Origin of the sequence: Novosphingobium acidiphilum DSM 19966 (assembly GCF_000429005.1) — a bacterium.
In the GTDB taxonomy this organism is placed as follows: Bacteria; Pseudomonadota; Alphaproteobacteria; order Sphingomonadales; family Sphingomonadaceae; genus Novosphingobium; species Novosphingobium acidiphilum.
The window spans coordinates 1-23,781 of record NZ_AUBA01000016.1 but is presented as its reverse complement, the minus strand read 5'-3'; the positions used below and the strand labels follow the sequence as shown (position 1 = coordinate 23,781).

The window sequence follows — 23,781 nt, the reverse complement described above, 5'->3', positions numbered from 1 at the left end:
CGGAGTTACCCAACCATGGAAACCACCAATCGCCGCGATATCCTGCGCGCGGCCGTCGCTGTCGGCGGTGTGGCACTCGCCGCCGGCGCCGCGCCCGCACGCGCCGCCACCGCCACGATCGGCCGATCGCCGCAGACGCAGCCGCCGCTGCCCTATGCGCCCGACGCGCTGGCGCCTGCGATCTCTGCACGTACCGTCGATTTCCACTACAACAAGCACCACAAGGGCTATTTCACCAATCTGGCCAAGCTGGTGGCCGGATCGCCGCTGGCCACGGCCACGCTGGAAGAGGTGGTCCTGGCCACGGCCGACAAAGTCGATGCGCGCGCGATTTTCAACAACGCGGCGCAGGCGCTGAACCACAATCTGTATTGGCAAAGCCTGACGCCGGGTGGCAGCGCGCCGTCGGATGTGTTGTTGGCCGCGATTGCCCGCGATTTCGGCAGCAAGACCGCGCTCGAGGCCGAACTGGCCAAGGCCGCAACCAGCCAGTTCGGCAGCGGCTGGGCCTGGCTGGCGGCCAAGGCGGGCAAGCTGACCGTGGTCACCACATCGAACGCCGGCACCCCGGTGACCAGCGGCCACACACCGCTGCTGGTGATCGATGTGTGGGAACATGCCTATTACCTCGACGAACAGAATCGCCGTGGCGACTATGTCGGTGCGGTTGTGCCGCTGCTCGACTGGGCCGGAGCGTCGCAACGTTTCATGACCTGACGCGTCATTTCTCCACTAGGTCTCTCCGGGCAATTATCGTAGGTGTTGCGTACGATATTTGCCCGAAGAGGCTGGGAGAGACATGATGCGCCAGTGGATGATTGCCCAGGGGTCGACTTCGCTCGACGGTTTGCAGCTGCGCGATGCGCCCGATCCCGCACCTGCGCCCGGTGAAGTGCTGGTGCGGGTGCGCGCCTGTTCGATCAACTATCGCGATCAGGCCATTCCGCTGGGGTTGTATATGGGTGGCCCGGTGGCCAGCGATACGGTGCCCCTGTCCGACGGTGCAGGCGAAATCGTTGCGCTGGGCGAAGGGGTTTCGGGTTTTGCCATCGGCGACCGGGTGGCCGGGCTGTTTTTCCAGAACTGGATCGATGGCCCGCCCTCGCCCGGGGTTGGCCCGGCGCTGGGCGCGGCCGGCGCGCCGGGAATGCTGCAGGATCTGGTTGCGCTGCCTGCGCACGGCGTGGTGCGTATCGCCGACAGCCTGAGCTTTGAGCAGGCCGCCTGCCTGCCCTGCGCCGGGGTCACCGCATGGAACGCGCTGATGGCCGGGCCCCGCCCGTTGCAGGCCGGCGAAAGCGTGCTGGTGCTGGGCACCGGCGGCGTGTCGCTGCTGGCGTTGCAGATCGCCAAGGCCGCAGGCGCAGTCGTGGTCGCAACATCGTCAAGCGATGCCAAGCTGGAACGGGTCAGGGCGCTGGGTGCCGATCATGTGATCAATTACCGCGCCACCCCCGATTGGGGCGCGCAAGCCTCGCAGTTGACCGGCGGGATCGATCACGTCGTCGAAGTCGGCGGTGCGGGCACTTTGGCGCAATCGATCGCGGCGGTGGGCTTTGCCGGGGAAATCGCACTGATCGGCGTGCTGACTCGCGAAGGCAACACCAACCCGCATGGCCTGATGTTCAAGGGCGCGTCGATCCGCGGGATTTTCGTCGGATCAAAGGCGATGGCGCAGGGGCTGAATGCGCATGTCGATGCGCACGCGATCAAACCGGTGATCGACCAACGCTTTGCGATCGAGCAGGCGCACGCCGCATGGGCCTATCAATCCTCGCCCGATCTGTTCGGCAAAGTGGTGATCACGCTGTAACGTCAGTAGTTCAGCCCGGGAAAGACATACCACACCCCGCTGAGCGCAAAGGTGGTGCGCACCTGAATCCAGGTCAACAGCACCCACACCGGCATGGCATAGGCCCAGATCGGGCCAAGCGCGCCAAACCGCCGCAGATTGGGCCAGAACCGGGTGCGACTGACCCACATCCCCCATTCGCGGCGCGATTGGGCCAGCTTCTTGCTGTCCTGCAGGCGCGCGCCGACCAGTGCCAGCACGATCAGGCCGGTACAGCTGATCGCGTTGCGCGCCGAGGGTATCAACAGGATCTCTGCACCGGACAAGAGCGCGATCGCAAACATCATCGGATGCCGTGTGATCAGAAATGCGCCCGAGGGCGGCCGGGTCGACAGCGCCACCATATCGGCACCGACCAGCGCAGGATTGTCGATCAACGAACCGAGCAACAGCACCACGGCAAAATAGCTGATCCCATCGAATACCAACTGGAGCGCCAGGTTGTCTGCGGACCAAAGCGCCGGGCCATGCGGGGCCGCGTGATAAGCCACGGCAATCAGGATCAGCAGGACAAGCGCGATCGTCGAATAGACCACCACAAACCCGGATCGACCGAACAGGCGCACAAGCGGCGCGCGCAACGGGTGGGAAAGCAGGAAATGGCTGGCCACGAAGACAACCACAACAATCAGCAGCGCAACAAGTTCAACCGGCATTTCCTGTTATCACCCGCCCGGCTCACGGCCCCCCACAAGACCGGAACGTTAAATTGAGTTTATCGGGTTTAACCGCGTCCCCCTGCGAGGTCCAAACCAATTGTGTCCGTAATATGACCTATTACGGGCCAGTGACGCGCGCGGATGCTCAGTTTACCCCATGCATCAACCGTTTGATCGGCCACGACAGCAGCAACAGCAACGCACCGATGCCCACCGCCACCCAGCCGATCGTGGTGAACACATGCACATACGTGTCGAGGCTGAGCTTGGGATTGGTCACTTCGCCGCCCACCGTATCGACGCTGGCAACTTGCGCGATGGCGCCGGCGACATATTGCGCCACCGCGATCGACAGGAACCACACCCCCATCATCAGCCCGACAATGCGCGCCAGCGACAGCTTGGTAATCATGCTGAGCCCGACCGGCGAAATGCACAGTTCGGCAATCGTGTGAATCAGATACAGCCCGGCCAGCCACCACACCGACACCTTGAACGCCCCATCGGCAAAGTGCGTGCCCCACACCAGAAACAGGAACCCCGCGCCCACGCCCGCCAGCGCCAGGCCGAACTTGACAGGCGTTGACGGTTCCAGCCCGCGACGGCCCAGCGCGATCCACAGCATCGATACAAACGGCGCCAACAGGATGATGAACAACGAATTGAACACCTGGGTCTGCGCCGCCGAAATGCTGAAATTGCCGATGATATGCAGATCGGTGTTGCGATCGGCAAACAGCGTCAGCGAACTGCCCGCCTGTTCGAACAGAGTCCAGAACACGACATTGAAGGTGATCAGGATCATCGCGGCGACCATCATCTGCAATTCGGCGCGATTGCCGGTGAACCCCGCATAGATCAGAATGCCGGGCACCGAGATCAGGAACGTGCCGAACAGCAGCTTGCCCATCAGCGGCAGCGCCAGGACATAGCCGATGACCCCGGTGCCCGACGCTGCGGAAGGCGCGCTCATCAAATTCTGGAACAGCAGCATCACCAGGGGCACGGCAACCATCGCGCCGACGATGATCGGCACGATCCGGTCGCTGGTCCGTCCCGGTGGCGGATTGCCGAAATGGGTCAACCGCCCGCCATCAAACTGGATCAGCGCCCATGACGCCACCATGCCGATCGCTGCCAGCAGGAACCCGGCCCACCATCCGACCACATCGGCCAGGATCGGGCACAACATCTGCGAAAACCAGGCGCCCAGATTGATGCCCATGTAAAAAATCGTAAATCCAGCGTCCTTGCGCGTATCGCCCGGCTTGTACAATTCGCCGACCATGGTCGAAATGTTGGGTTTGAAAAACCCGTTGCCCACCGCAATCAGCGATATCGCCAGCAGGACCACCAGCGTGATCCACGATGACCGGTCACCGCCCGACTGGAATTGATCGGCCGCAACATGCTGCGCAACGTGGCCATCGGGTGCCACCAGCGAAACCGTACCATCCGCTTCGCCATGGATCGCCAGTTTCTGCCGGTCTATCACGACATAGCGCTTTTCGTGCTCGGACGAGGTTGGCCGGTCGGCCACGTTTTCCTGTACCACATCATGGCGCACGCCATCGATCATCGCCCAGGGCCTGGCTGCATCGCCCCCGAAGCACAGCAGGAAATAGCCCAGCGCCATGACCAGAGCGCCGAATTTGACCGACCGCTTGGAGCCCAGATAGCGGTCTGCGATCAGCCCGCCGGCCAGCGGGGTCAGATAGACCATCGCGGTAAACCCGCCATAAATCCCGTTGGTCGTGTGGTCACTGAACAGGAAATGCTTCGTCAGATACAGCGTCAGCAGCGCCCGCATGCCGTAAAAACCAAAGCGTTCACCCATTTCGGTGGTGAACAGGCGGGCCAGTTGGCGCGGTTGACCAAACCAGTCGCGCTCGGGGTTCGTTGCGGGCAAACCGGGCGCGGAATTCGGGGTGTTCAAGGCTTTGCTCTCCTGTCCGGTCGTGGCCGGTTCGTTGCGCGACTCCTAACGGTGGTGCGATTGCGGGCAAAGGGCAAATTGCGCAATGTCTGTGACAAACCGCCCGGATATGCCGAAATCACCCCGGAAAATGTCGCAGAACGGGCCAATCGGTTCAAATCGCGCCCAAAAACGGGCGCTTTTTGGCTTTGACACAATTGTCTTGCGCGCGGCGCTCTGGCATTGTCGCAAGGGCAGGGCGAATTGGGGCGCCGTGCCGGGGACAGGGTTTTCCTGAAAAGACGGGGGATGCCAATGGCATCCGGTGGAGGGACAGACGGATGATACGATCCGAATTGCTGCAGGCGCTGGCCAAGGAAAGCCCGGACATGCGCGGCGAAGAAATCGAACGCGTGGTCGAAGTGTTCTTTGACGAAATCGGCAAGCGGCTGGCCGATGGCGGTCGCGTCGAGCTGCGCGGTTTTGGCGCATTTTCGACCCGCACGCGCGATCCGCGCAAAGGGCGCAACCCGCGCACCGGCGAAAATGTCGATGTGCCGGGCAAGCGCGTGCCCTATTTCAAGCCGGGCAAGGAAATGCGCGTGCGCCTGAACGCCGACGAGGAATAGGCCGACCTTTCACGGCCTATCGGGTACCGATCAGGACCCTCGGCACGGTCAGCGACACGTGCCGAGGGTTTTTTCGTGTGCGCCATCAGGCGCCATGCGGGCACGGCCCGTCACAACAAAAAAAGGGGGCGCCAGGCGCCCCCTTTTTCATGGCGTTGTCCGCAGGCGCTTACTTGGCTGCAGCCGCCGGGGCAGGAGCCGCCCCAAGAGTCAGCTTGCCGCCCTTGGAATTGAGATAGGCGATCACGTCGGCGCGCTGCTTGGCATCGTCGAGACCGGCAAAGCTCATCTTGGTGCCGGCGGCAAACTTGGCAGGACCCGACAGCCACTGGTTCAGCGTTGCCTCGTCCCAGTTGCCCTTGTGCGCCTTCAGCGCATCGGAGAAGGCATATCCGCCCCGACCTTCGGCAATGGCATCGCCGGCAATGGCGTAGAGATTGGGACCGATGCCGTTGGCGCCGCCCTGGTCGATCGTGTGGCAGGACTTGCACTTGGCAAAGACCTTTTCGCCCGCCGCCGCATCGCCGACGATCGCGGCAACCGCCGTCGTGGGCGCACCGGCTGCGGGTGCAGCGGCTGCGGCAACCGGCGCCGGCAGCGGCAGGTTCGAACCCTTCGAGTTCAGGTACAGGATCACGTTGGCGCGATCTTCCGGGCTGGTCAGCCCGGCAAACGACATCTTGGTGCCTTCGGCAAAGGCCTTGGGGTTGGTCAGCCAGGTGTCGAGCGTCGCGAAATCCCACTTGCCCGATTTGCCTTTCAGCGAATCGGAAAAGGCAAAGCCGGCACGGCCCTGGCCGATGGCATCGCCGATCACAGCCCACAGATTGGGGCCAATGCCGTTGGCGCCGCCCTGGTCGACGGTGTGGCACGCCTTGCACTTGGCAAAGATCGCCTCGCCCTTGGCGGCATCCGCCTTGGCCAGGCGGTTGGCAATCGGTTCGACCGCGACGGCCGCACCGCCCGCCGCATCATCGGCGCCGGCAATGGCATAGCCCATGGTTGCCGGACGTTCGTGCTTGTCAGCCAGGAAATAATGGCCCGACAGGCTGTTCAGCCCCAGCGCCAGGATACCGCCAAACAAGACCCAACCGGCGATAGTGTTAAAACGGTCGTCCATGCCTTTCCCCGAATCCTAAAATAAGCGTGCCGAACCGGCATTTTTCGAAGGATGATCACCTCGAATTTGCGGTTCGCTCTAGTGATCCCCCCGCAGCCGCGCAAGTGCGATTGCACACGGATCGGACGGGCCCTCTGCAAAGGGTTTCAATGCGGTAAGCGCACGGCGCCCGCGGCATCGAATGCCCGATCCTTGCGATGATCGGCGGCAGCCCGCAGACGAACGCGCCGATCATGCCCGACGATGCGCGGCGTTTTCACGCAGGCCACCGGCGCAACGGGCTTGTCGAACCTGCTGCCCCGGCCTAATCGCGTCGGTCCATGGCCAGTTTTCCCGCCCCCGCGCTCGCGCTTGTCGAGCAGATGACCGTCGCTGCCGCAGCCGAGCCCGACCGTGCGGTCGCGTTTCAGGGCGCGCCCGGTGCCAATTCGCATCGCGCGGCGATCGAGGCCGTCCCGGACGGTCTGCCGCTGCCCTGTTTCAGCTTCGAAGATGCGCTTGATGCGGTGCGCGAGGGCCGGGCGGGGTGTGCGATCATCCCGATCGAAAATTCGCAGCACGGCCGCGTTGCCGACATCCATTTCCTGCTGCCCGAATCCGGGCTGTCGATCGTGGGCGAACACTTTCTCGATATCCACCACTGCCTGATGGGGCTGGGCAGCGGCCCGTTCACCGCTGCATACAGCCACCCCCAGGCGTTGGGCCAGTCGCGGCATTATCTGCGGACGCGCGGGATTACCCCGTTGAGCCATGCCGATACGGCGGGCGCGGCGGCGTTTGTTGCCGAACTGGGCGATCCGGCCGTCGCTGCGCTGGCGCCGATGATCGCGGCAGAACTCTACGGGCTCGACGTGGTGGAGGAAAATGTCGAAGACACGCACGACAATACCACCCGGTTCGTGCGGCTGGCGCGCAAACCGCTTGATGTGGCAACCATCCCCGGCGAGGCGATCACCACGTTCATTTTCGAAGTGCGCAACATACCCGCTGCACTGTACAAGGCGCTGGGCGGCTTTGCCACAAACGGCATCAACATGACCAAGCTGGAAAGCTATCAGCAAGGTGCCAGCTTTTCGGCAACCACATTCTTTTGCGATGTGGTGGGCAAACCGGGCGAACGGCCGCTTGATCTGTCATTGGAAGAACTGGCGTTTTTCGCAAACAACCTGCGTATTTTGGGGACCTATCCACTGGAACGCGAACGCGGTTGAAGCGATTAGGCGCCAAAACGGCAATGTGGGCGCTTGCTGCTGACGCAATGGCGTGCCAGCATGCCCTTTGTGACCGATAGCGCCGCACCCCCTGCCCCCCTTCATGCATCCGGCGCGGGCGAAGCCGCCTGGAACAAAGTGCGGGCAATGGGCGATATCCAGTTCACCCCGCTGACCCCGCCCCCGCGCAAAATTGCCGAAAATCCGCGCTGGCTGACCGCAACGGTCGAGTGGCTGTCGCGCCACATGGCGCCGTTCGGCAACTGGCTGGCCGAACATTTCCGGGCTGTCGAAATCGGCGGGGCCGTCCTGCTGGTGTTGCTGGTTGTGTGGATGATCTGGGGTTCGCTGCGCGGGTTCAAGCGCACCGGGCGCGCCGCGCAGACCGCCGAGGCCGGCATCTGGCGACCCGACGCAGCGATGGCCACCGCGCTGCTGTCCGATGCCGACCGGCTGGCGGCAGAGGGACGGTTTGATGAAGCGGTCCACCTGCTGCTGCGTCGCAGTTTCGACGATATCGCGCTGACCCGGCCAGACTGGCTGACCCCTGCCAGCACCGCGCGCGAGATTGCGCGTCTGGGCGCGCTGCCGGCGGCCGCACGCATGGCCTTTGGCGTGATCACGGTCGAAGTGGAACGCAGCCGCTATGCCCTGCATCCGCTTGGCCAGCCCGACTGGAGCCGCGCGCGCGCCGCCTATGCCGATTTTGCCGTCCCCGGCAGGGGGCTGGCATGAAGGGCGCTGACAACCCCGCCGCGTTCGGCGCGCGCGGCACCTTGGCGATTATCGCGATCGGCTTTGTGTCGTTTCTGGCCCTGTTGTTCTGGATCGGCACGGGCGAGGCGCCGGCCAACAACGGTGGCGCCCACGGCCAGGGCAAGGGCATTGCAGGCTATGCCGCGCTGGCAGCACTGCTGACCGCAGATGGGCACCAGGTCGGTTTCAACCGGGTACCGAAACACACCGGCGGCGATGAGCTGGTCGTGCTGACACCGCTGCCTTATGCCGAGATCAAGGATCTGGCATCCGCGGTGCAGGCCCGTCGCAATGGCCTGGGCCCGACAATCATCGTCACCCCCAAGTGGGAAACGATACCGCTCGACAAGGATCCCCGGCAGCCCCGCGGTTCCTCGGGCAAGGCCTGGGCCGGGGTGTTCGGCGCGCCCGCCGCGCCATCGGGCTGGACCACGATTGTCGGCGCCGATCTGCCCCAGTGGAAAGGGTTTCTCGACAAGATCGGGGTTGCGCTGGGCACAAAGACCTCGCCCCCGGCACATGGCTGGCACAGCGCTGACGGCGCATCGGGTCCGCTGCCCGATGACCGCGTGGTGCTGTCGGGCGGCGGGTCAGACGATGCCGGCGCACCGCTGGTGCCGCTGGTGCGCAGCGGCGACGGGCGCATCCTGGCCGGCTATTTCGCCGATGGCGGGTCCTATCCCGAACTCGAACGGATGGCCGGGGTCGATCCGGCCCGCCCCACCGGCGACCCGTCCACCAATGACGACACCACCGCCTATCGCAAGCCGCTGGTGATGGTGTTCGAACCCGATCTGCTGAACAACCGCGGGCTGGCCGACAAGGCAACCGCGCTGATGGCGCAGCGGCTGATCACCGCCAGCGCCGGGCACGGGGTGCAGCGGGTGGTGTTCGATCTGTCGCTGGCGGGGCTTGGCGCATCGCGCAATCTGTTGACGCTGGCGTTCGAACCCCCGTTTCTGGCCGCAACCATCTGCCTGATCCTGGCCATGGCGGTGGCGATCTGGCGCGGGTTCAACCGGTTTGGTCCGGCGCGGGTGGGCGATCCGTCGCTGCCCGCGGGCAAGGCGGTGCTGGTGGCCGGCGGCGCCGCGCTGTTGCTGCGCGCACGGCGCCATCATCTGATTGCCGCGCCGTATGTCGATGCCGCGCGCGAACGGCTGATCGTGGCGCTGGGCCTGCCGCGGCGGCGTCCGACCGCCGAAACCGATAGTGCGATCGCGCGCATCCAGCATGCGGTGGCCCCCGGCACCACGCCGTTTGGCGAAGTGGCCGCGCGCCTGGCCGCGGCGCGCAAGGCGCCCGCGATCGCCACGCTTGCCGCCGAACTCCATTCCATCGAACAGGCACTGGGCCACGACGGCCGAAAAGGGGAACCATGACTCCAGACGATTTGCGCGCGCTGGCCAGCACGATCCGGGGCGAGGTGGCCAAGGCCATCGTCGGACAGGACACGGTGGTCGATCATCTGCTGATCGCGCTGTTTTCGGGCGGGCATGTCCTGCTCGAAGGCCCGCCGGGCACCGCCAAGACGCTGCTGGCGCAAAGCTTTGCGGCAACGCTGGGGCTGGATTACGGGCGCATCCAGTTTACGCCCGACCTGCTGCCGGGCGATATTCTGGGTTCGAATCTGTTCAATTTCCAGACCAGCCAGTTCACGCTGACGCGCGGCGCGATTTTTTGCGAGCTGTTGCTGGCCGATGAAATCAACCGCACCCCGCCAAAGACGCAGGCCGCCCTGCTCGAGGCGATGCAGGAACGGCGTGTCACGCTGGATGGCGTAGGCCATGCGCTGTCGGACCGGTTCACCGTGATTGCCACGCAAAACCCCATCGAAAGCCAGGGCGTCTATCCTTTGCCCGAGGCGCAGCTTGACCGGTTTCTGTTCAAAGTGCTGGTCGATTATCCCGATGCCGACCAGGAGGCGCAGATCGTGCGCCGCTATGCCACGGGCCAGGGCACCCCGCGCCCGGCCGAGCTGGGCATCGGCGCGGTGATCGGCAAAGACCAGCTGGCGCAGGCAATTGCCGCCACCGGCGCGGTAACGATGGCCGACAGCGTGGTCGATTATGTCGTGCGCCTGGTCCGCGCCACGCGCGAAAGCGGCGATCTGGTTTCGGGCGCAAGCCCGCGCGCCGCCGTGCTGCTGGCCGGTGCGGCACGCGCCCGCGCCGCGCTTGATGGCCGCGACTATGTCGTGCCCGACGATGTCAAGGCGCTGGCCACCGCGGTGCTGCGCCATCGCCTGTTGTTGTCACCCGCTGCCGAAATCGAAGGCCGCGCGGTCGAAGCGATCGTGGCCGATCTGGTTACCCGCACCGAGGCGCCGCGCTGACCATGGCCGCCGGCGCGATCCTGCCCCGCTGGCGGCTGGCCGCTTTTGCGCCCAGCGCGCGGGCGATCCAGCTGCTGGTGATGCTGGCGCTGGCATCGCTGGTGGTGGCCGCGGTCGCGCCGCGCATGTGGACCGTGGGCCCGGCGGCGGGGATGACGCTGTTGCTGCTGGTTATCGCCGATGGCGTGCTGGCCGGCGGGATGGTGGTGCTGCGCGTGATCGCGCCCGAAGATGGCGAAGTGGGCGAACCGCTGCCCATCCGGATCGAGGCGCACCTGGCGCGTGCCGCGCGCTGGACCCGGCCGATGGTGGCGCTGTCCACCGATCCGCGGCTGTGCCCGGGCGGGCGGCTCGACATCGCACTTGCGCCCGATGCGTTGGCCGGACACTGGACGGGCACCGGCGCGCCTGCGCCCGGACGGCGGGGGACGGGCACGATCGCCCGCGGCTGGCTGCGGTGGCAGGGGCCGCTCGGTCTGGCGCATCGCCAGATCACGCAAAGCATCGCGGCCGATGTGCGGGTTTGGCCCAATCTGGCACCCGCGCGGGGCAAGGCGCTGCAGATCTTCCTGCGCGAGGCCAGCTTTGGCCTGGTGGCGCGGCGCATCCGCGGCGACGGCAGCGAATTCGAGGCGCTGACCGAATATCAGCCGGACATGGACCGTCGGCGGATCGAATGGAAAAGCTCTGCGCGCCATGCCCGATTGCTGGCGCGCGAATACGAGATCGAACGCAACAACCAGATCGTGCTGGCGTTCGATTGCGGACAGGCGATGTGCGAACCGATCGCCGGCCTGGCGCGGATCGATCGCGCGGTGACCGCCGCACTGACCACCGCCTGGGTCGCGCTGAAAGCCGAGGACCGGGTATCGCTGTTCGGCTTTGCCGCAAGGCCGCTGGTGATGAGCCCGTTCATCACCGCGCCCAGCCAGTTTCACCGCCTGCAACAGGCCGCGGCCGAGCTGGATTACCGGCACGAAGACGCCAATTTCACGCTGGCCATGGCCACATTGGCCACGCGGCTGCAGCGCCGTTCGCTGATCGTGCTGTTTGCCGATTTCACCGATCCGACAGCGGCCGAAATGATGATCGAGATGTGCGCGGGCCTGGTGCGACGCCACCGCGTGCTGTTTGTGGTGATGCGCGATGAAGATCTGCACGATCTGGCCGGAGGCGCCGTCACCACGCCCGGCGATGTCGCGCGCGCGGTCGTGGCACAGGGCCTGATCCGCCAGCGCGCCCTGGTGCTGACCCGGTTGCGCCAGGCCGGCGTGCGGGTGATCGAAACGCCGTGGTCCGCGATCGGCACGCGCCTGCTCGAAACCTATCTGGCGATCAAGCGCGAGGGCAGCATCGGATGAGCAGCAGCGCACCCGCACGATTCGGCAGCACGGTGACCGGGTGGTTTTCCCGGCGGCAGGGCGCGGCGATTGCCGCCGCCGAGGATGCAACGCTGCGGTCGGACCGGTTCCGGCTTGAGCGAGAAGCCGACTGGCGCCGACTGGAGGCGATCGTTTCGCGCATGGAATCCGGGCGCATCGGCGCGATCGCGGATGACGATCTGGTGGCCTTGCCGGTGCTGTACCGCATGCTCGTGTCCAGCCTGGCGGTGGCGCGCGAGACCACGCTCGATGCCGCAACACTCGCCTATCTCGAAGGGCTGGCACAGCGCGCCTGGTTTGTCGTCTATGGCCCCGAAGTCGGGTTTCGCGGCTGGGCGGCGCGGTTTTTCGGCGGGGGCTGGAGTGCTGCGGTGCGTTCAATCGGGTTCGACATCGCAATTGCCTTTGCGCTGATGGTGGCGGGCACGGTGGTCGGCTGGCTGCTGGTGGCGGGCAATCCCGACTGGTATTATGCGCTGATGCCGGCGCAGCCCGGCGATGTGCGCGTGCCGGGCGCCAGCCATGACGCCTTGTACAAATCGCTGTTTGGACGGACGCACGAAACCGGGCTGGCGGTGTTTGCGGCATCGCTGTTCAGCAACAACGCGCAAGTGTCGATCCTGTGTTACGCGCTGGGCTTTGCCTTTGGCATCCCGGCGATCCTGCTGCTGATCCACAACACCGCGCTGCTGGGTGCGCTGCTGTGGCTGTATCATGGGCAGGGCCTGACGCTGGAACTGGTCGGATGGCTGTCGGTGCATGGCACGACCGAGCTGTTTGCGATCATGCTGGCAGGCGCGTCGGGCATCCATATCGGCCGGGCCATGGCTTTTCCCGGGCAGCGCGCAGTGCTCGATGCCGCAGCGCAGGCCGGACGACGCACCGCCACGGTGATGACGGGGGTCGTGCTGATGCTGATCGTGGCGGGCATTCTGGAAGGGTTTTGCCGGCAACTGATCGATGCCACTGGCCCGCGCCTGATGCTGGGCGGCGGGATGCTGGCGTGGTGGCTGATCTATTTCTTTGTCTTTCGCAGGCAAGGCACGGTTCAGCGATGAACGCATCAACCGCATCCGCCGATCGCGGCACCGGCATGATCGGACGCTGGCGCCAGCGGCGGCGCCAGCGCCGCGCGATCAGCCCGACCGAGCGGCGCAAACGCACGATCCTGACCGCCGAGGGCCTGCGCCTGCCGATCACGCTGGCGTCGCGCGGCACACGCGCGGCGGCGCTGATGATCGATCTGGGCATGATCGTGGCAACCATCATCATCACGACACTGCTGATCGTGCTGTTTGCCCGCTCGATCGGCATAGACAAGTTCAAGGATGGCACCCCTGGCGAGGACCTGCTGGAATTCCTGCTGGTCATCTGGATCATCGCGGTGTTTCTGGCCCGCACCGCCTGGTTCTTGTGGTTCGAACTGGGATCGCGCGGGGCCACCCCGGGCAAACGGCTGACCGGCATCCGCATCGCGGCCCGCCCCGGCAGCGATGGCACCGCCGGGCGCCTGACCGCCGAGGCGGTGATTGCGCGCAACCTGCTGCGCGATATCGAGCTGTTCCTGCCGCTGGTGTTCATCGGCGGCGCGTTGGGCACCGGTGCCGACACCACGATGGCGGCATGGGCTGCGGTGATCTGGTTCTGCATCTTTGCAGGTTTCCCGCTGTTCAACCATGACAGCCTGCGCTGCGGCGATGTGATCGCCGGCACCTGGGTGGTCGAAGCACCACGCCGCAAGCTGGGCCAGGCGATGTCGGTTGGCAGTGGCGCGCAAGGGGTCAGCATGCTGACCGGTGCGCAATACCGCTTCAGCGACGAAGAGCTGGCGATCTATGGCGAATTTGAATTGCAGGTGCTGGAACGCGTGCTGCGCGACAACCGCGACGATGCGCTGGCCGAAGTGGCGCAGGCGATCTGCCGCAAGATCGGCTGGTCGAGCGGCGCCGGTGACGAACGCGCGTTCCTGCAGGCCTATTACACGCAGCTGCGCGCCCGGCTGGAAACGGGCATGCGCTTTGGCCGGCGCAAGGCCGACAAGCACACCGGGTAAATCTACCCGTCGCCGAAAATCGCCACCTCGTGCGCGCCTGTGCTGTCGGCACGGGCGCGGAACATGCCGGGCGTGGTGAACGCCATCGACGTTTCGCCCGTGGGCGTTACCACGATCACCCCGCCAACCCCGCCCATTGCGCCAATTTCGCCCAGCACCGCGCGCGCCGCCCGATCCGCGCTATCGCCGGTCAGGCGCATCCGTGCACAGATCTCGTGCGCGGCGCCTGCGCGGATGAACTGTTCGCCCGATCCGGTGCAACTGACCGCGCCGGCGCGGTCGTCGGCATACGTGCCCGCACCGATCAGCGGCGAATCGCCGATCCGGCCCCAGCGCTTGCCGGTCAGGCCGCCTGTCGAGGTGGCCGCCGCGACATGGCCGGCCGCATCGCGCGCCACCGCACCGACCGTGCCGTATTTCATATCGGCATCGAACCAGGCTTGGGGATGCGCTTTCAGCTCTTCGAGCTGGCGCAGGCGTTCGGGCGTGGCAAACCAGGCGGGATCGACCGGGGCAATGCCGTGATCGCGCGCAAAGTCCTCGGCCCCCGCGCCCGACAGGAATACGTGCGGGCCTGCCTCCATCACCGTGCGCGCCAATTGCACCGGGTTGCGCGTGCGCGTTACCCCGGCAACAGCCCCCGCGCGGCGGGTTTGGCCATCCATGACCGCCGCATCAAGCTCGTTGGTGCCGTGATAGGTGAACACCGCGCCGCGCCCGGCATTGAAATGCGGATCATCCTCCAGCGCGGACACGGCCACGGTTACGGCATCGATGGCGCTGCCACCATCCGCCAGCACCGCGCGCCCGGCATCGAGCGCAGCGGCCAGCCCCGCCCGATGCGCGGCGATCGCGGCGGCATCCAGGGTGTCGCGGGTCATCGATCCGGCACCGCCGTGGATCGCGATTGCCCAACAAGGTGGTGTATCGGTCATGGCGCGGGCCGATACCAAGTTTCCGGCAAAGGGGCCATGCCGGATTGGACGATTGCCGGGGACGACCTGTCGGGGACGACCTGTCGGGTTAGGCGATCCGCGCGCTGGTCGCGCTGCTCCCGGCAGGGATGCAGGCGCAACCTCTGGGCTTTGCCGATGATGGCGCCTGTGGGTTCAGCCGGTGCATGACACTGGCACACGCATCCTGACCCGCGCGCCGTCGACCATCCGTTCCGCCAGCGCCTCGATCGCGGCGCGGTCGGTGCCTGCGGTGATCACCATGGCCAGCCGGTCGGCATTGTCGAGCGCAGGGCGCACGCCATCCCCGGGCCGCGCATTGGGGACGATGCCGATCAACGCCGGATCGTTGCATACTGGCCAGTCGATTGCCCCCAGCACGCCCGGCTCGGCGGCCAGCGCCCAGCGCGCCGCAGCGTGGCGCGGTGTCGTGGCCAAGGGCGGCAGGGCACCGGTCAGGTACAGGTCGATCAGGTCGGCATGAACCGGGCGGCCCAGCGCCGCATCGATCTGCCGGGCGATCCGCGCGCCGACCAGACGCGGGTTCACCTCGATCAGTTGCGGGCCATCGCCGGTCATCACCAGTTCGACATGCGCCGCGCCGCAATCGAAACCCACGGCATCGAGCACCCGCCCCACCCATGCATCGAGCGCGGCGAACTGGCCGCAATGGGTGGTGAAAGTCCCGCCCCGTATCGCAAACGACGGCGGCGGCATCATGATTTTGGCGGTCACCCCCAACAGCGACTGACGCCCGCGCGCGCGCAGGACATCGCAGGCCATGATGGGGCCCGCAATCAGGCGTTCGACCAGCAACGCGCCACCGGCGGCATTGCCCAGCCCGTAATCACCCGGCCCTTGCGCCACCAGATCGGCCAGGCTGTGCGCAATCGCCAGATCGGCGGCGTTGCGCAAGGCAAAGACATGCTGCGACCCGAAGCCGTCGACCGGCTTGATGATGGCCGGCAAACCGATGCGCGATATGGCCGCGATCAGGCGTTCGCCGGCATCCGGTCCGGGATCGACCCGCACGAACGGGTGCTGCGCAATCCCGGCCTCGGCCAACCGCGCGCGCACCGCGGCCTTGTCGCGGCACAACCGTGCGGCAGCGGGGGCAACCTGGGCCAGACCCAGCGCCCGCGCGACGCGCGCGGCCTCGACCAGCCGCAGATCCTGCAAACACAGCACCGCGTCGAACGGATCGGTTTGATGCACCTGGCCCAGCACCGCATCCCACGACGCGCCGTCTGGTGGCAGCGCCAGAATGCGCGTCGCCGCATGCAGCATTGGCCCCAGATCCCGTTGCGCGCGATAATGGCCCGGATCGGCCGTGGCGAAAGTATAGCGATGCCCCAGCATCAGTGCGGCAGCCAGGATGTCGCCATCATTGCCGCCGGGCAACTCCACGATCAGCAAATGGCTCACAGCGGGCCGTGCGCACGGTACAGGCCGGAAAACGCCTCGGCCAACAGGGCTTGACGACACATTTTCCGGCCTTTCACCATGAATTCCAGCGCGCGCTCGGTCAGGCGTGGATGCTGAAACTGCTGCCCACAGCCTTTGACTGCATGTCGGCCTTGATCTGGCCGGACCCGGCATTCGGGGCCGCGGCCGGGGTGCTGCCCGATGCCGCAGCCGGGGCGCTGGCGGCCTTGGCCTGCCATGCCGCAGAGGCAGCGCCCGCTTTGGCGCCTTCTACACGCATACCCATCATCATTCTCCTGCAGGAACGCGGAAGTGGTCCCCGCCGCAAAGAACGGCACGACAGCGCGGCAGTTCAGCTGCGCGGGCCCGATCATAGATTGCCGATTTGTGATCAACGGCCGCAGGACTGTCACAGGTGATTGCTAGCCGACCCCAAAGAACCCTGGTGCCGGAGGCTTGACCATGACCAGATTTACTGCGCTTTCGTGCTGTTCGGTCCTTGCCGTCATCATGGCGACGCCCGCGCTGGCCGCCGATGCGGCACCCGCTGCGGCAAAAACCGATGTCAGCACCTCCACCGGGACCGAAGGCACCGATGTGCGCCAGATTGTCGTGACGGCAGAGCGCAACCGTGCAGCGACCGATGCGCCGACCAAGGCCTCGATCCTGGAAACCCAGCCCGAATCGCTGATCACGCACAAGTTCATCGAACAATCCACGCCCGAAAGCGGCGATTATACCACCATCGTCTCGATCGCGCCGTCGGTGAACAGTTTTGGCGCCAATGGCGGCGGTGTCGGCGATGTCGGCAGCGCGACCATGCGCGGGTTCCAGGACGGGCAGTTCAATATCACCTATGACGGCATTGCCTTTGGCGATGCCAATGACACCACGCACCACCCTGCCGCGTTCTTTCCCAGCTCGACCATCGGCACCGCGGTGGTCGATCGCGGTCCTGGCGCTGCGGGCGACATGGGCCAGGCCAATTTCGGCGGCGCGCTGCATCTGTTTTCGCCCGTGGTCTCCGACAGCTTCGGCGTCAGCCAGAAAGTGACTTTCGGCACGTTCAACACCGAATCCTTTGTCACCACGCTGCAAACCGGCGCGATCAAGGAACTGGGCGGGGCCAAGCTGCTGGTGAGCGGGGATTTCCGGTCTTCGGACGGGCAATTGAACAACATGGGCGGGATCGGGCGCAATTTCCTGGCCAAGCTGGTCGTGCCGATCGGCAATGACATCACGCTGACCGCGTTCAGCTCGATCAACCACATCCGGTACAATCAGACCGACAACACGTCGGGCACGATCCTGGGCTTTGGCATCACGCCGCAGCAGCAGGCCGCCTATGGCATCAACTTTGCGCTGAACACCGATCCGACCGACGAACATTTTGTCGGCTACAATTACGTCACCAAGAATACCAGCTTCAACTATCTGAACCTGAAATGGGATGCCGGGCACGGGATCACGGTCGAGGACCACCTGTATTACTATTATTACGACAATCAGACCGTATCGGCACAGAGCGCCGCGGATCTGCTCAACCCGCCCACGTCGGGGCCCAATGTGGGCACCAGCTATTATTCGCCCGACGGTGGCACCACGTTCACCTCGGATATCGCCGGGTATCTGAAGCAGAACAAGTACGACACTTATGGCAACATTCTGCGCGTCAACGCCGATCTGGGTATCGGCACGCTGCGCGCGGGCGGGCTTTATGAACATTCGAATGCCACGCGGTACATCTACAATTACGATTTTACCAACAACACGCCGGATACCAGCGGGACTTATGGCACGGCCCCCGGTTCGAATGTGGAATATTACGAACCCTCCAGCTGGAACCAGTACCAGCTGTTCGCCGATTTTGAATGGCGGCCATTGCACAATCTGACCATCACGCCGGGCATCAAGCAGCTGCATTTTACCCGCAACGTCGACAACGCGCAGGAATATATCGCTGTGCCGGCCAGCGGGAACAATCCCGGCGGCAATACGCTGGTCACGCAAAATGGCAGCCGCACCTACAGCAAGACGATGTGGTTCATCACCGCCAATTACCGCGTGCAACCCAACTGGTCGTTCTATGCCCAGGCGGCCACCGGGTTCCTGGTGCCGCCGGTCAAGACCGTTGCGGCGGTGGCCAATGGCACCGTTTCCCCCACCGCGCCGCAGACCACCACGACTTATCAGATCGGATCGGTCTATACCGCCGGCAATCTGACGCTGGACGGCGATTTCTATCATATCGATGCCAACAATGTGCTGGTCGCCAGCAAGCACAGTGGCTGCTTCTGCTATCTCAACACCGGCCAGGGCCGCTATTACGGCTGGGAAGCGCAAGGGGCATACCATCTAGGCTATGGCTTTACCGCCTTTGCCAACGGGTCGATCAACATTGCACGCGATATCGGCAACGGGGTCGATTACACCAATTCGCCCAAGCGGACTGCCGCGTTCGGCCTGATCTATGACGATCATCATTTTCAGGCGAGCGTGTCGGACAAGATCATCGGGCCGCAACTGGCCAGCGACGGGGCGACGTTCCTCAACTCCTACGCCACGGTCGATGCCTCGGTATCGTATGATCTTGGCCGGGTGAAATTCAAGCTGGCCGGGTTCAACTTGTCCAACAAGCGCCCCCCGATCGATTTTGACGGCACGTTCTCGGTCTATCAGGTCGGTCGCCAGATCCAGGGCACAATCCAGGTCAAGTACTGAGCGGGGCCGTTCCCGACACGCACGGGGGCGGCCGATCAAGGCCGCCCGGCTGGTGTTTGCGTGCGTGTTTGCGCGCGTGCCCGCTTGGGCATGAAACAATGTGCTGGCCTTTGCCGGGGCTGCGGGTAAACACTGTGTTCACGGCGTGGGGGCCATTGCGCAATCCTGATGTGTGGATTCGATGGGGTGTTGGCCATTCGCAATTCTGAAAACGGGGGCGTCTATGGCCCTTGCGACAGCGCCACCCCTGCCACACCAGACCCCGGCTGCGCACCCGCGCCCGATGCGATCAAGGAGCGTTCATGACGATTGTCGCAAAAACCGGGAAAGGATCGCTGATCCTGGCCCTTACTGCCGTGCTGGCCAGCGTGCCCGCCCATGCGGCCGATCCCGCAAAGCAGGCCTGTATCGGCGATGCCAAGCGGCTGTGTGCGCCCGAAATGCGGACATGGAGCCGATCGCGCGTGCGTGCCTGCCTGATCATGCATATCGAACAAACCTCACCCACTTGCCACGACTTTATGGTCAAGGCGCGCGCGCAGGCGCTGTCGGGGCACAAACCGGATCCATCAGCACAATGATCGCTGCCCGCTTGTTGGGCCTTGGCCGCGCCACGCCCGCCCACGATCTGCCCCAGGATGTGGCGCGCGAATGGGCGCGCGAACATTTCGCCGACCGGTTGCCCGCGTTCGAACGGATGGCGCCGGTCTTCGCCAATGCCGGGATCGCGCATCGCCAGATCGCGATGCCGGTTGAATGGTATCTGCAACCACAGGACTGGTCGACGCGCACCGCCGCCTATCGCCAGGTGGCGCGGCGCCTGTTCATCGATGCCGCGCGCGACGCGCTGAACGCCGCGGGGCTTGCTCCGCCCGATATCGACATTGTCGTCACCGTGTCTTCGACCGGCATTGCCACCCCCAGTCTGGAGGCGCTGGCGCATGCCGAAATCGGGTTTCGCCCCGATATCGCGCGCGTGCCGGTGTTCGGCCTGGGCTGTGCCGGCGGGGTCAGCGGGCTGGCGCTGGCGGCGCGGCTGGCAGCCGCGCAACCGGGTGCCCGCGTGCTGCTGGTCGCGGCCGAACTGTGTTCGCTGTCGTTCCGCGATGACCAGATCAGCAAGGCCAATATCGTTGCCACCGCGCTGTTTGGCGATGGTGCCGCGGCCGCGGTGTTGTGCACCGCGGGCCCGGCGCAAGTCGCCGTGACCGCTGCGGCCGAACATCTGTGGCCCGAAACGCTGGACGTGATGGGCTGGGATGTTGCGCCGCACGGGTTTGGCGTGATCTTTGCCCAGTCGATCCCGGCGCTGGTGTCGCGCCACTTGCGCACCGCGCTCGATGGCCTGTGCCTGCAGATGGGCGTAGCCCACGACGACATCGGGCGGTTTGTCTGCCATCCGGGCGGTGCCAAAGTGATCGAAGCGCTTGAGGCCAGCCTGCCGCTGGCGCCGGGCACGCTCGATGCCGAACGCGCGATCCTGGCCGATCATGGCAACATGTCGGCGCCGACCGTGCTGTTCGTGCTGCAACAATTGCTGGCCGATGATGCCCTGCCGGTCGACCGGCCCAGCGCGATGCTGGCACTGGGGCCGGGTTTCACCCTGAGCGCTGCGCTGCTATCGCCGGTGGCATGATTGCACTGCTGGTTCTTGGCTATGTGACCCTGGCGCGGCTGGTGGAAATGCGAATTGCCCGCCTCAACACCGCGCGACTGCTGGCCGCCGGCGCGCACGAGGCATCGCCCGGGCACTATCGGGTGATCATTGCGATGCACGTCGCATGGCTGGGCTGCCTGTTCTGGCTGGCTCCGGGGCGGACAGTGGTGCGCGGGTGGCTGGCCTTGTTTGTCCTGCTGCAGCCGCTGCGGGTGTGGGTGATGGCGGCGCTGGGTCCGCGCTGGACCGCGCGGATCGTCGTCGTGCCCGGCGAAACACTGGTGACGACCGGGCCCTATCGGCTGATGCGCCATCCCAACTATGCGATCGTGGTGGGCGAAGTCGCCAGCCTGCCGCTTGCCTTCGGGCTGGTGTGGGTGGCGATCGGCTTTTCCATCGCGAATGCGGTGATGCTGACCATCCGCATCCGCGCCGAAAACCTGGCGCTGGCGTCGTTGCGATGACGGGCGCACGCGCATCTGCCGCCATCTGGGCGGGATTTGCGCTGATGTGCGTCGCGCTGTTCATGTCGGTGCTCGACGTCCAGATCGTGCTGACCGCGCTGCCGACTATCCAGCAGGCGCTGCACATCGATGCCGAAGCGATGAGCTGGATCCAGACCAGCTATCTGACCGCCGAAGTGATCTCTATACCCCTGTCGGGGCTCTTGGTGCGCGCGCTCAGCTTGCGCTGGTGCATGGTTTTCGCCGTGGCAGGTTTTACCCTGGCCTCGCTCGCCTGCGGCATCAGCACCGGGTTTGCCATGCTGATCGTGGCGCGCACCGTTCAGGGGCTGTTTGGCGGGGTCATCATACCGTGCGTGTTCAGCGCGGTGTTCCTGTTGTTTGGTCCGCGCGACGAACCGCTGGCAACGGGGCTGGCCGGGATTGCCGCGATGCTGGCCCCAACGCTTGGCCCCTGGCTGGGCGGATGGCTGACAGTGCATGCCGGATGGACATCGCTGTTCTTCATCAATCTGGCGCCCGGCGTGATTGCCGCGATCGGCATGATGTGGCTGGTGCCACAGGCAAACGCGATGCCCGGCCTGCTGCGCGAACTCGACCGGTGGGGCCTGGTCATGCTGGCGCTGGCCATGATCGGGATCGAAGTCGCGCTGAAACAGGCGCCGCAGACCGGCTGGGGCGGGATGGCAACCGTGCTGCCCGGCCTGGGCGGTCTTGCCCTGCTGGTCGGATTTGCCGCGCGCTGCATGCGCATTGCCAAACCGCTGGTCGATCCCGTGGCACTGCGCGACTGGCGCGTGGCGCTGGGCACCGGGTGCAACGCGGTGCTTGGCGCGACGCTGTATGGTTCGACCTATCTCATGGTGGTGTTCCTGGGGCTGGTGCGCGGACTGGATGCGCTGGCCATCGGCGAGACGGTCATCCTGACCGGCGCGGCGCAGCTTGCAACGGCACCCATCGCGGTCTGGGCCGAACGATGCGTGCCGCCGTTGCCGTTCTGCGTGGCGGGGTTTGCACTGTTTGGCCTGGGCTGCTGGACCGACACCTGGCTGACACCCGACAGCGGGTTTGCGACGTTGTTCTGGCCACAGGTGCTGCGCGGGGTGGCCCTGATGATCTGCATTCTGGGCACGACGCGGCTGGCGCTGGGCCATCTGGCGCAATCGGCCGTGGCCAATGCCAGCGGATTGTTCAATCTGGCGCGCAATCTGGGCGGCGCGCTGGGCATCGCGTTGATCGACAGCGTGCTGTATGGGCAGACCCCGGGGCGGATCACCGCGATCGCCAATGCGCTGCGCCACGGCGATGTGGCGATCGCAACCGCGCTGCACCTGCCGATCGACGATTTTCTGGCGATGCACGATCAGCCGCTCGATGCCGACACCCGCACACTGCTGGAACCCCTGATCACCCATCTGGCGCTCAGCCAGTCGATCAATCTGACCTGGTTGCTGCTGGCGCTGGCGTGCATCGCGCCCATCGCTGCCTGTTCATGGCCGTTGTTCAGGCGCCGGGGCCGGCTTTAAGCCGTGTGGTCGCGATCACCACGTGCTTGCATGCGGTCAAAGGCTGGGGCACGGATGTGGCCGTGCTCGGATCCTTTGCCTTGCGATGACCGCAACGCCCGACCAGATGCTGGCGGCGGGACTGGTCCATCACCGCGCAGGCGAACTGCCGGCTGCGGCACGCTGTTATCACCATGCGCTGCAACGCGCGCCCGGCCATGCCGGGGCGTGGCACCTGCTGGGGCTGGTGCACGCGCAGGCGGGTGATCATGCCAATGCAATCGTGCTGATCAACCGCGCCCTGTCGATCGCGCCGCGCCACGCCGCGGCGCATTGCGATCTGGGCGATGTGCATCGCCAGTTGGGCGAACTCGATCAGGCCATCGCCTGCTATCGCTGCGCCATCGACGCCGATCCCACGATGGCCAAGGCATGGAACACTCTGGCCACGGCCTTGCGCGATGCAGGCGAAACCGAGGGCGCGATTGCGGCCTGTCGTGCCACACTGGCGCTCGATCCGGGCCGGATCGAGGCGTGGTACCATCTGGGCTGTGCGCTGCAGGATGCCGGACAAACCGGGGCGGCCATTGCCGCCTATCGTGAAACGCTGGCGCGACAGCCGCGCCATGCCGATGCCCGCATCGGCCTGGCCGATGCGCTGCTGTCAGCAGATCGACTGGCGGCGGCAACCCCGCCTGGCCTGTAATCCTCCCCCCTTGCGGGGGGAGGATGGGGTTACAGCTTGGCGGTGAGTTCGGGCACCGCGGTGAACAGGTCGGCGACGAGGCCGAGGTCGGCGACCTGGAAGATCGGCGCATCTTCGTCCTTGTTGATCGCGATGATGGTCTTGCTGTCCTTCATCCCCGCCAGATGCTGGATCGCGCCCGAGATGCCGACCGCGACATAGATTTCGGGCGCAACGATCTTGCCCGTCTGGCCCACCTGGTAATCGTTGGGCACATAGCCCGCATCGACCGCCGCACGGCTGGCGCCGATCGCCGCGCCCAGCTTGTCGGCCAAAGGCGTGATCGTTGCGGCAAACGTGCCGGCATCCTTCAGCGCCCGGCCACCCGACACGATGATTTTCGCAGAGGTCAGCTCGGGCCGCTCGAGCCTGGCGATTTCAGAGCCCAGATACGTCGAC

General features: G+C 65.5%; 23 protein-coding genes. 16 read left to right on the top strand and 7 right to left on the bottom strand.

Going from position 1 to position 23,781, the window contains the following annotated elements; all coding sequences use genetic code 11:
* Nucleotides 1-15 precede the first annotated feature (15 nt).
* Nucleotides 16-717 carry a superoxide dismutase gene (locus G404_RS0113515; RefSeq protein WP_028641561.1) on the top strand — a complete coding sequence of 234 codons (702 nt, stop codon included), beginning with the start codon at nt 16-18 and terminating at the stop codon, nt 715-717.
* 82 nt (nt 718-799) lie between these two features.
* Nucleotides 800-1,813, top strand: coding sequence for a zinc-dependent alcohol dehydrogenase family protein (locus tag G404_RS0113510; protein ID WP_245584527.1), 1,014 nt, complete (start codon nt 800-802; stop codon nt 1,811-1,813).
* 2 nt (nt 1,814-1,815) lie between these two features.
* Here the strand turns inward: G404_RS0113510 and G404_RS0113505 are convergent, their stop codons facing one another.
* Nucleotides 1,816-2,508: an NnrU family protein gene (locus tag G404_RS0113505; RefSeq protein ID WP_028641559.1), complete on the bottom strand. Its 693-nt coding sequence runs from the start codon at nt 2,506-2,508 to the stop codon at nt 1,816-1,818.
* 148 nt (nt 2,509-2,656) lie between these two features.
* Complete coding sequence (locus G404_RS0113500; protein WP_028641558.1) at nt 2,657-4,447, bottom strand: peptide MFS transporter; 1,791 nt, start codon at nt 4,445-4,447, stop codon at nt 2,657-2,659.
* 320 nt (nt 4,448-4,767) lie between these two features.
* Between G404_RS0113500 and G404_RS0113490 the strand changes: the two genes are divergently transcribed.
* Nucleotides 4,768-5,055, top strand: a complete 288-nt coding sequence (locus tag G404_RS0113490) for an integration host factor subunit beta (protein ID WP_028641557.1) — start codon at nt 4,768-4,770, stop codon at nt 5,053-5,055.
* Between the two features lie 169 nt (nt 5,056-5,224).
* Here the strand turns inward: G404_RS0113490 and G404_RS21000 are convergent, their stop codons facing one another.
* A complete protein-coding gene (locus G404_RS21000; RefSeq protein ID WP_084601330.1) occupies nt 5,225-6,175 on the bottom strand; it encodes a c-type cytochrome in 951 nt (316 codons plus the stop codon).
* Between the two features lie 320 nt (nt 6,176-6,495).
* On the opposite strand from G404_RS21000, the gene G404_RS0113475 reads away from it, so the two are divergent.
* The 7 genes from G404_RS0113475 to G404_RS0113445 all read left to right on the top strand — a co-directional run bounded on the left by G404_RS0113475 (nt 6,496) and on the right by G404_RS0113445 (nt 13,912).
* Nucleotides 6,496-7,386: a prephenate dehydratase gene (locus G404_RS0113475; protein WP_028641556.1), complete on the top strand. Its 891-nt coding sequence runs from the start codon at nt 6,496-6,498 to the stop codon at nt 7,384-7,386.
* A 69-nt stretch (nt 7,387-7,455) separates the two neighbouring features.
* Nucleotides 7,456-8,121, top strand: a complete 666-nt coding sequence (locus G404_RS0113470) for a hypothetical protein (RefSeq protein WP_245584526.1) — start codon at nt 7,456-7,458, stop codon at nt 8,119-8,121.
* Entirely contained in the window at nt 8,118-9,524 is a 1,407-nt protein-coding gene (locus G404_RS0113465; protein ID WP_028641554.1) for a hypothetical protein, read from the top strand. Before G404_RS0113470 ends, G404_RS0113465 begins: the two co-directional genes overlap by 4 nt.
* The gene (locus G404_RS0113460; RefSeq protein WP_028641553.1) at nt 9,521-10,477 is read left to right on the top strand and encodes an AAA family ATPase; all 957 of its coding nucleotides are present in this window, start codon (nt 9,521-9,523) and stop codon (nt 10,475-10,477) included. Before G404_RS0113465 ends, G404_RS0113460 begins: the two co-directional genes overlap by 4 nt.
* Before the next feature lie 2 nt (nt 10,478-10,479).
* Nucleotides 10,480-11,838, top strand: a complete 1,359-nt coding sequence (locus G404_RS0113455) for a DUF58 domain-containing protein (protein ID WP_036521448.1) — start codon at nt 10,480-10,482, stop codon at nt 11,836-11,838.
* Nucleotides 11,835-12,917, top strand: a complete 1,083-nt coding sequence (locus G404_RS0113450) for a stage II sporulation protein M (protein WP_028641551.1) — start codon at nt 11,835-11,837, stop codon at nt 12,915-12,917. Before G404_RS0113455 ends, G404_RS0113450 begins: the two co-directional genes overlap by 4 nt.
* On the top strand, nt 12,914-13,912 hold the full coding sequence (locus tag G404_RS0113445; protein WP_245584525.1) for an RDD family protein: 999 nt from the start codon (nt 12,914-12,916) through the stop codon (nt 13,910-13,912). The genes G404_RS0113450 and G404_RS0113445 overlap by 4 nt, the downstream gene beginning before the upstream one ends.
* A 2-nt stretch (nt 13,913-13,914) precedes the next feature.
* On the opposite strand, the gene G404_RS0113440 is transcribed toward G404_RS0113445, so the two are convergent.
* From G404_RS0113440 to G404_RS0113430, 3 genes are all read right to left on the bottom strand, one after another.
* Complete coding sequence (locus tag G404_RS0113440; RefSeq protein WP_028641549.1) at nt 13,915-14,847, bottom strand: isoaspartyl peptidase/L-asparaginase family protein; 933 nt, start codon at nt 14,845-14,847, stop codon at nt 13,915-13,917.
* A gap of 174 nt (nt 14,848-15,021) precedes the next feature.
* The gene (locus tag G404_RS0113435) at nt 15,022-16,290 is read right to left on the bottom strand and encodes an ATP-grasp domain-containing protein (RefSeq protein WP_028641548.1); all 1,269 of its coding nucleotides are present in this window, start codon (nt 16,288-16,290) and stop codon (nt 15,022-15,024) included.
* 100 nt (nt 16,291-16,390) lie between these two features.
* Nucleotides 16,391-16,576, bottom strand: a complete 186-nt coding sequence (locus tag G404_RS0113430) for a hypothetical protein (RefSeq protein WP_156906302.1) — start codon at nt 16,574-16,576, stop codon at nt 16,391-16,393.
* 176 nt (nt 16,577-16,752) lie between these two features.
* Between G404_RS0113430 and G404_RS0113425 the strand changes: the two genes are divergently transcribed.
* The 6 genes from G404_RS0113425 (at nt 16,753) to G404_RS0113400 (ending at nt 23,343) form a co-directional block, all read left to right on the top strand.
* Entirely contained in the window at nt 16,753-19,011 is a 2,259-nt protein-coding gene (locus tag G404_RS0113425; protein ID WP_036521445.1) for a TonB-dependent receptor, read from the top strand.
* A 302-nt stretch (nt 19,012-19,313) separates the two neighbouring features.
* A complete protein-coding gene (locus G404_RS19085) occupies nt 19,314-19,592 on the top strand; it encodes a hypothetical protein (RefSeq protein ID WP_051280683.1) in 279 nt (92 codons plus the stop codon).
* Nucleotides 19,589-20,647, top strand: coding sequence for a type III polyketide synthase (locus G404_RS0113415; protein WP_028641545.1), 1,059 nt, complete (start codon nt 19,589-19,591; stop codon nt 20,645-20,647). Before G404_RS19085 ends, G404_RS0113415 begins: the two co-directional genes overlap by 4 nt.
* Nucleotides 20,644-21,132 (top strand): isoprenylcysteine carboxyl methyltransferase family protein, encoded by a 489-nt coding sequence (locus G404_RS0113410; protein ID WP_028641544.1) that lies wholly within the window; start codon nt 20,644-20,646, stop codon nt 21,130-21,132. The genes G404_RS0113415 and G404_RS0113410 overlap by 4 nt, the downstream gene beginning before the upstream one ends.
* Nucleotides 21,129-22,658 carry a DHA2 family efflux MFS transporter permease subunit gene (locus G404_RS19080; protein ID WP_051280681.1) on the top strand — a complete coding sequence of 510 codons (1,530 nt, stop codon included), beginning with the start codon at nt 21,129-21,131 and terminating at the stop codon, nt 22,656-22,658. The genes G404_RS0113410 and G404_RS19080 overlap by 4 nt, the downstream gene beginning before the upstream one ends.
* An 85-nt stretch (nt 22,659-22,743) precedes the next feature.
* The gene (locus G404_RS0113400) at nt 22,744-23,343 is read left to right on the top strand and encodes a tetratricopeptide repeat protein (RefSeq protein WP_028641543.1); all 600 of its coding nucleotides are present in this window, start codon (nt 22,744-22,746) and stop codon (nt 23,341-23,343) included.
* Between the two features lie 29 nt (nt 23,344-23,372).
* Here G404_RS0113400 and G404_RS0113395 read toward each other — a convergent pair.
* Nucleotides 23,373-23,781 (bottom strand): FAD-binding protein (locus tag G404_RS0113395; RefSeq protein WP_028641542.1); only part of this gene is annotated, 409 nt, incomplete at its 5' end.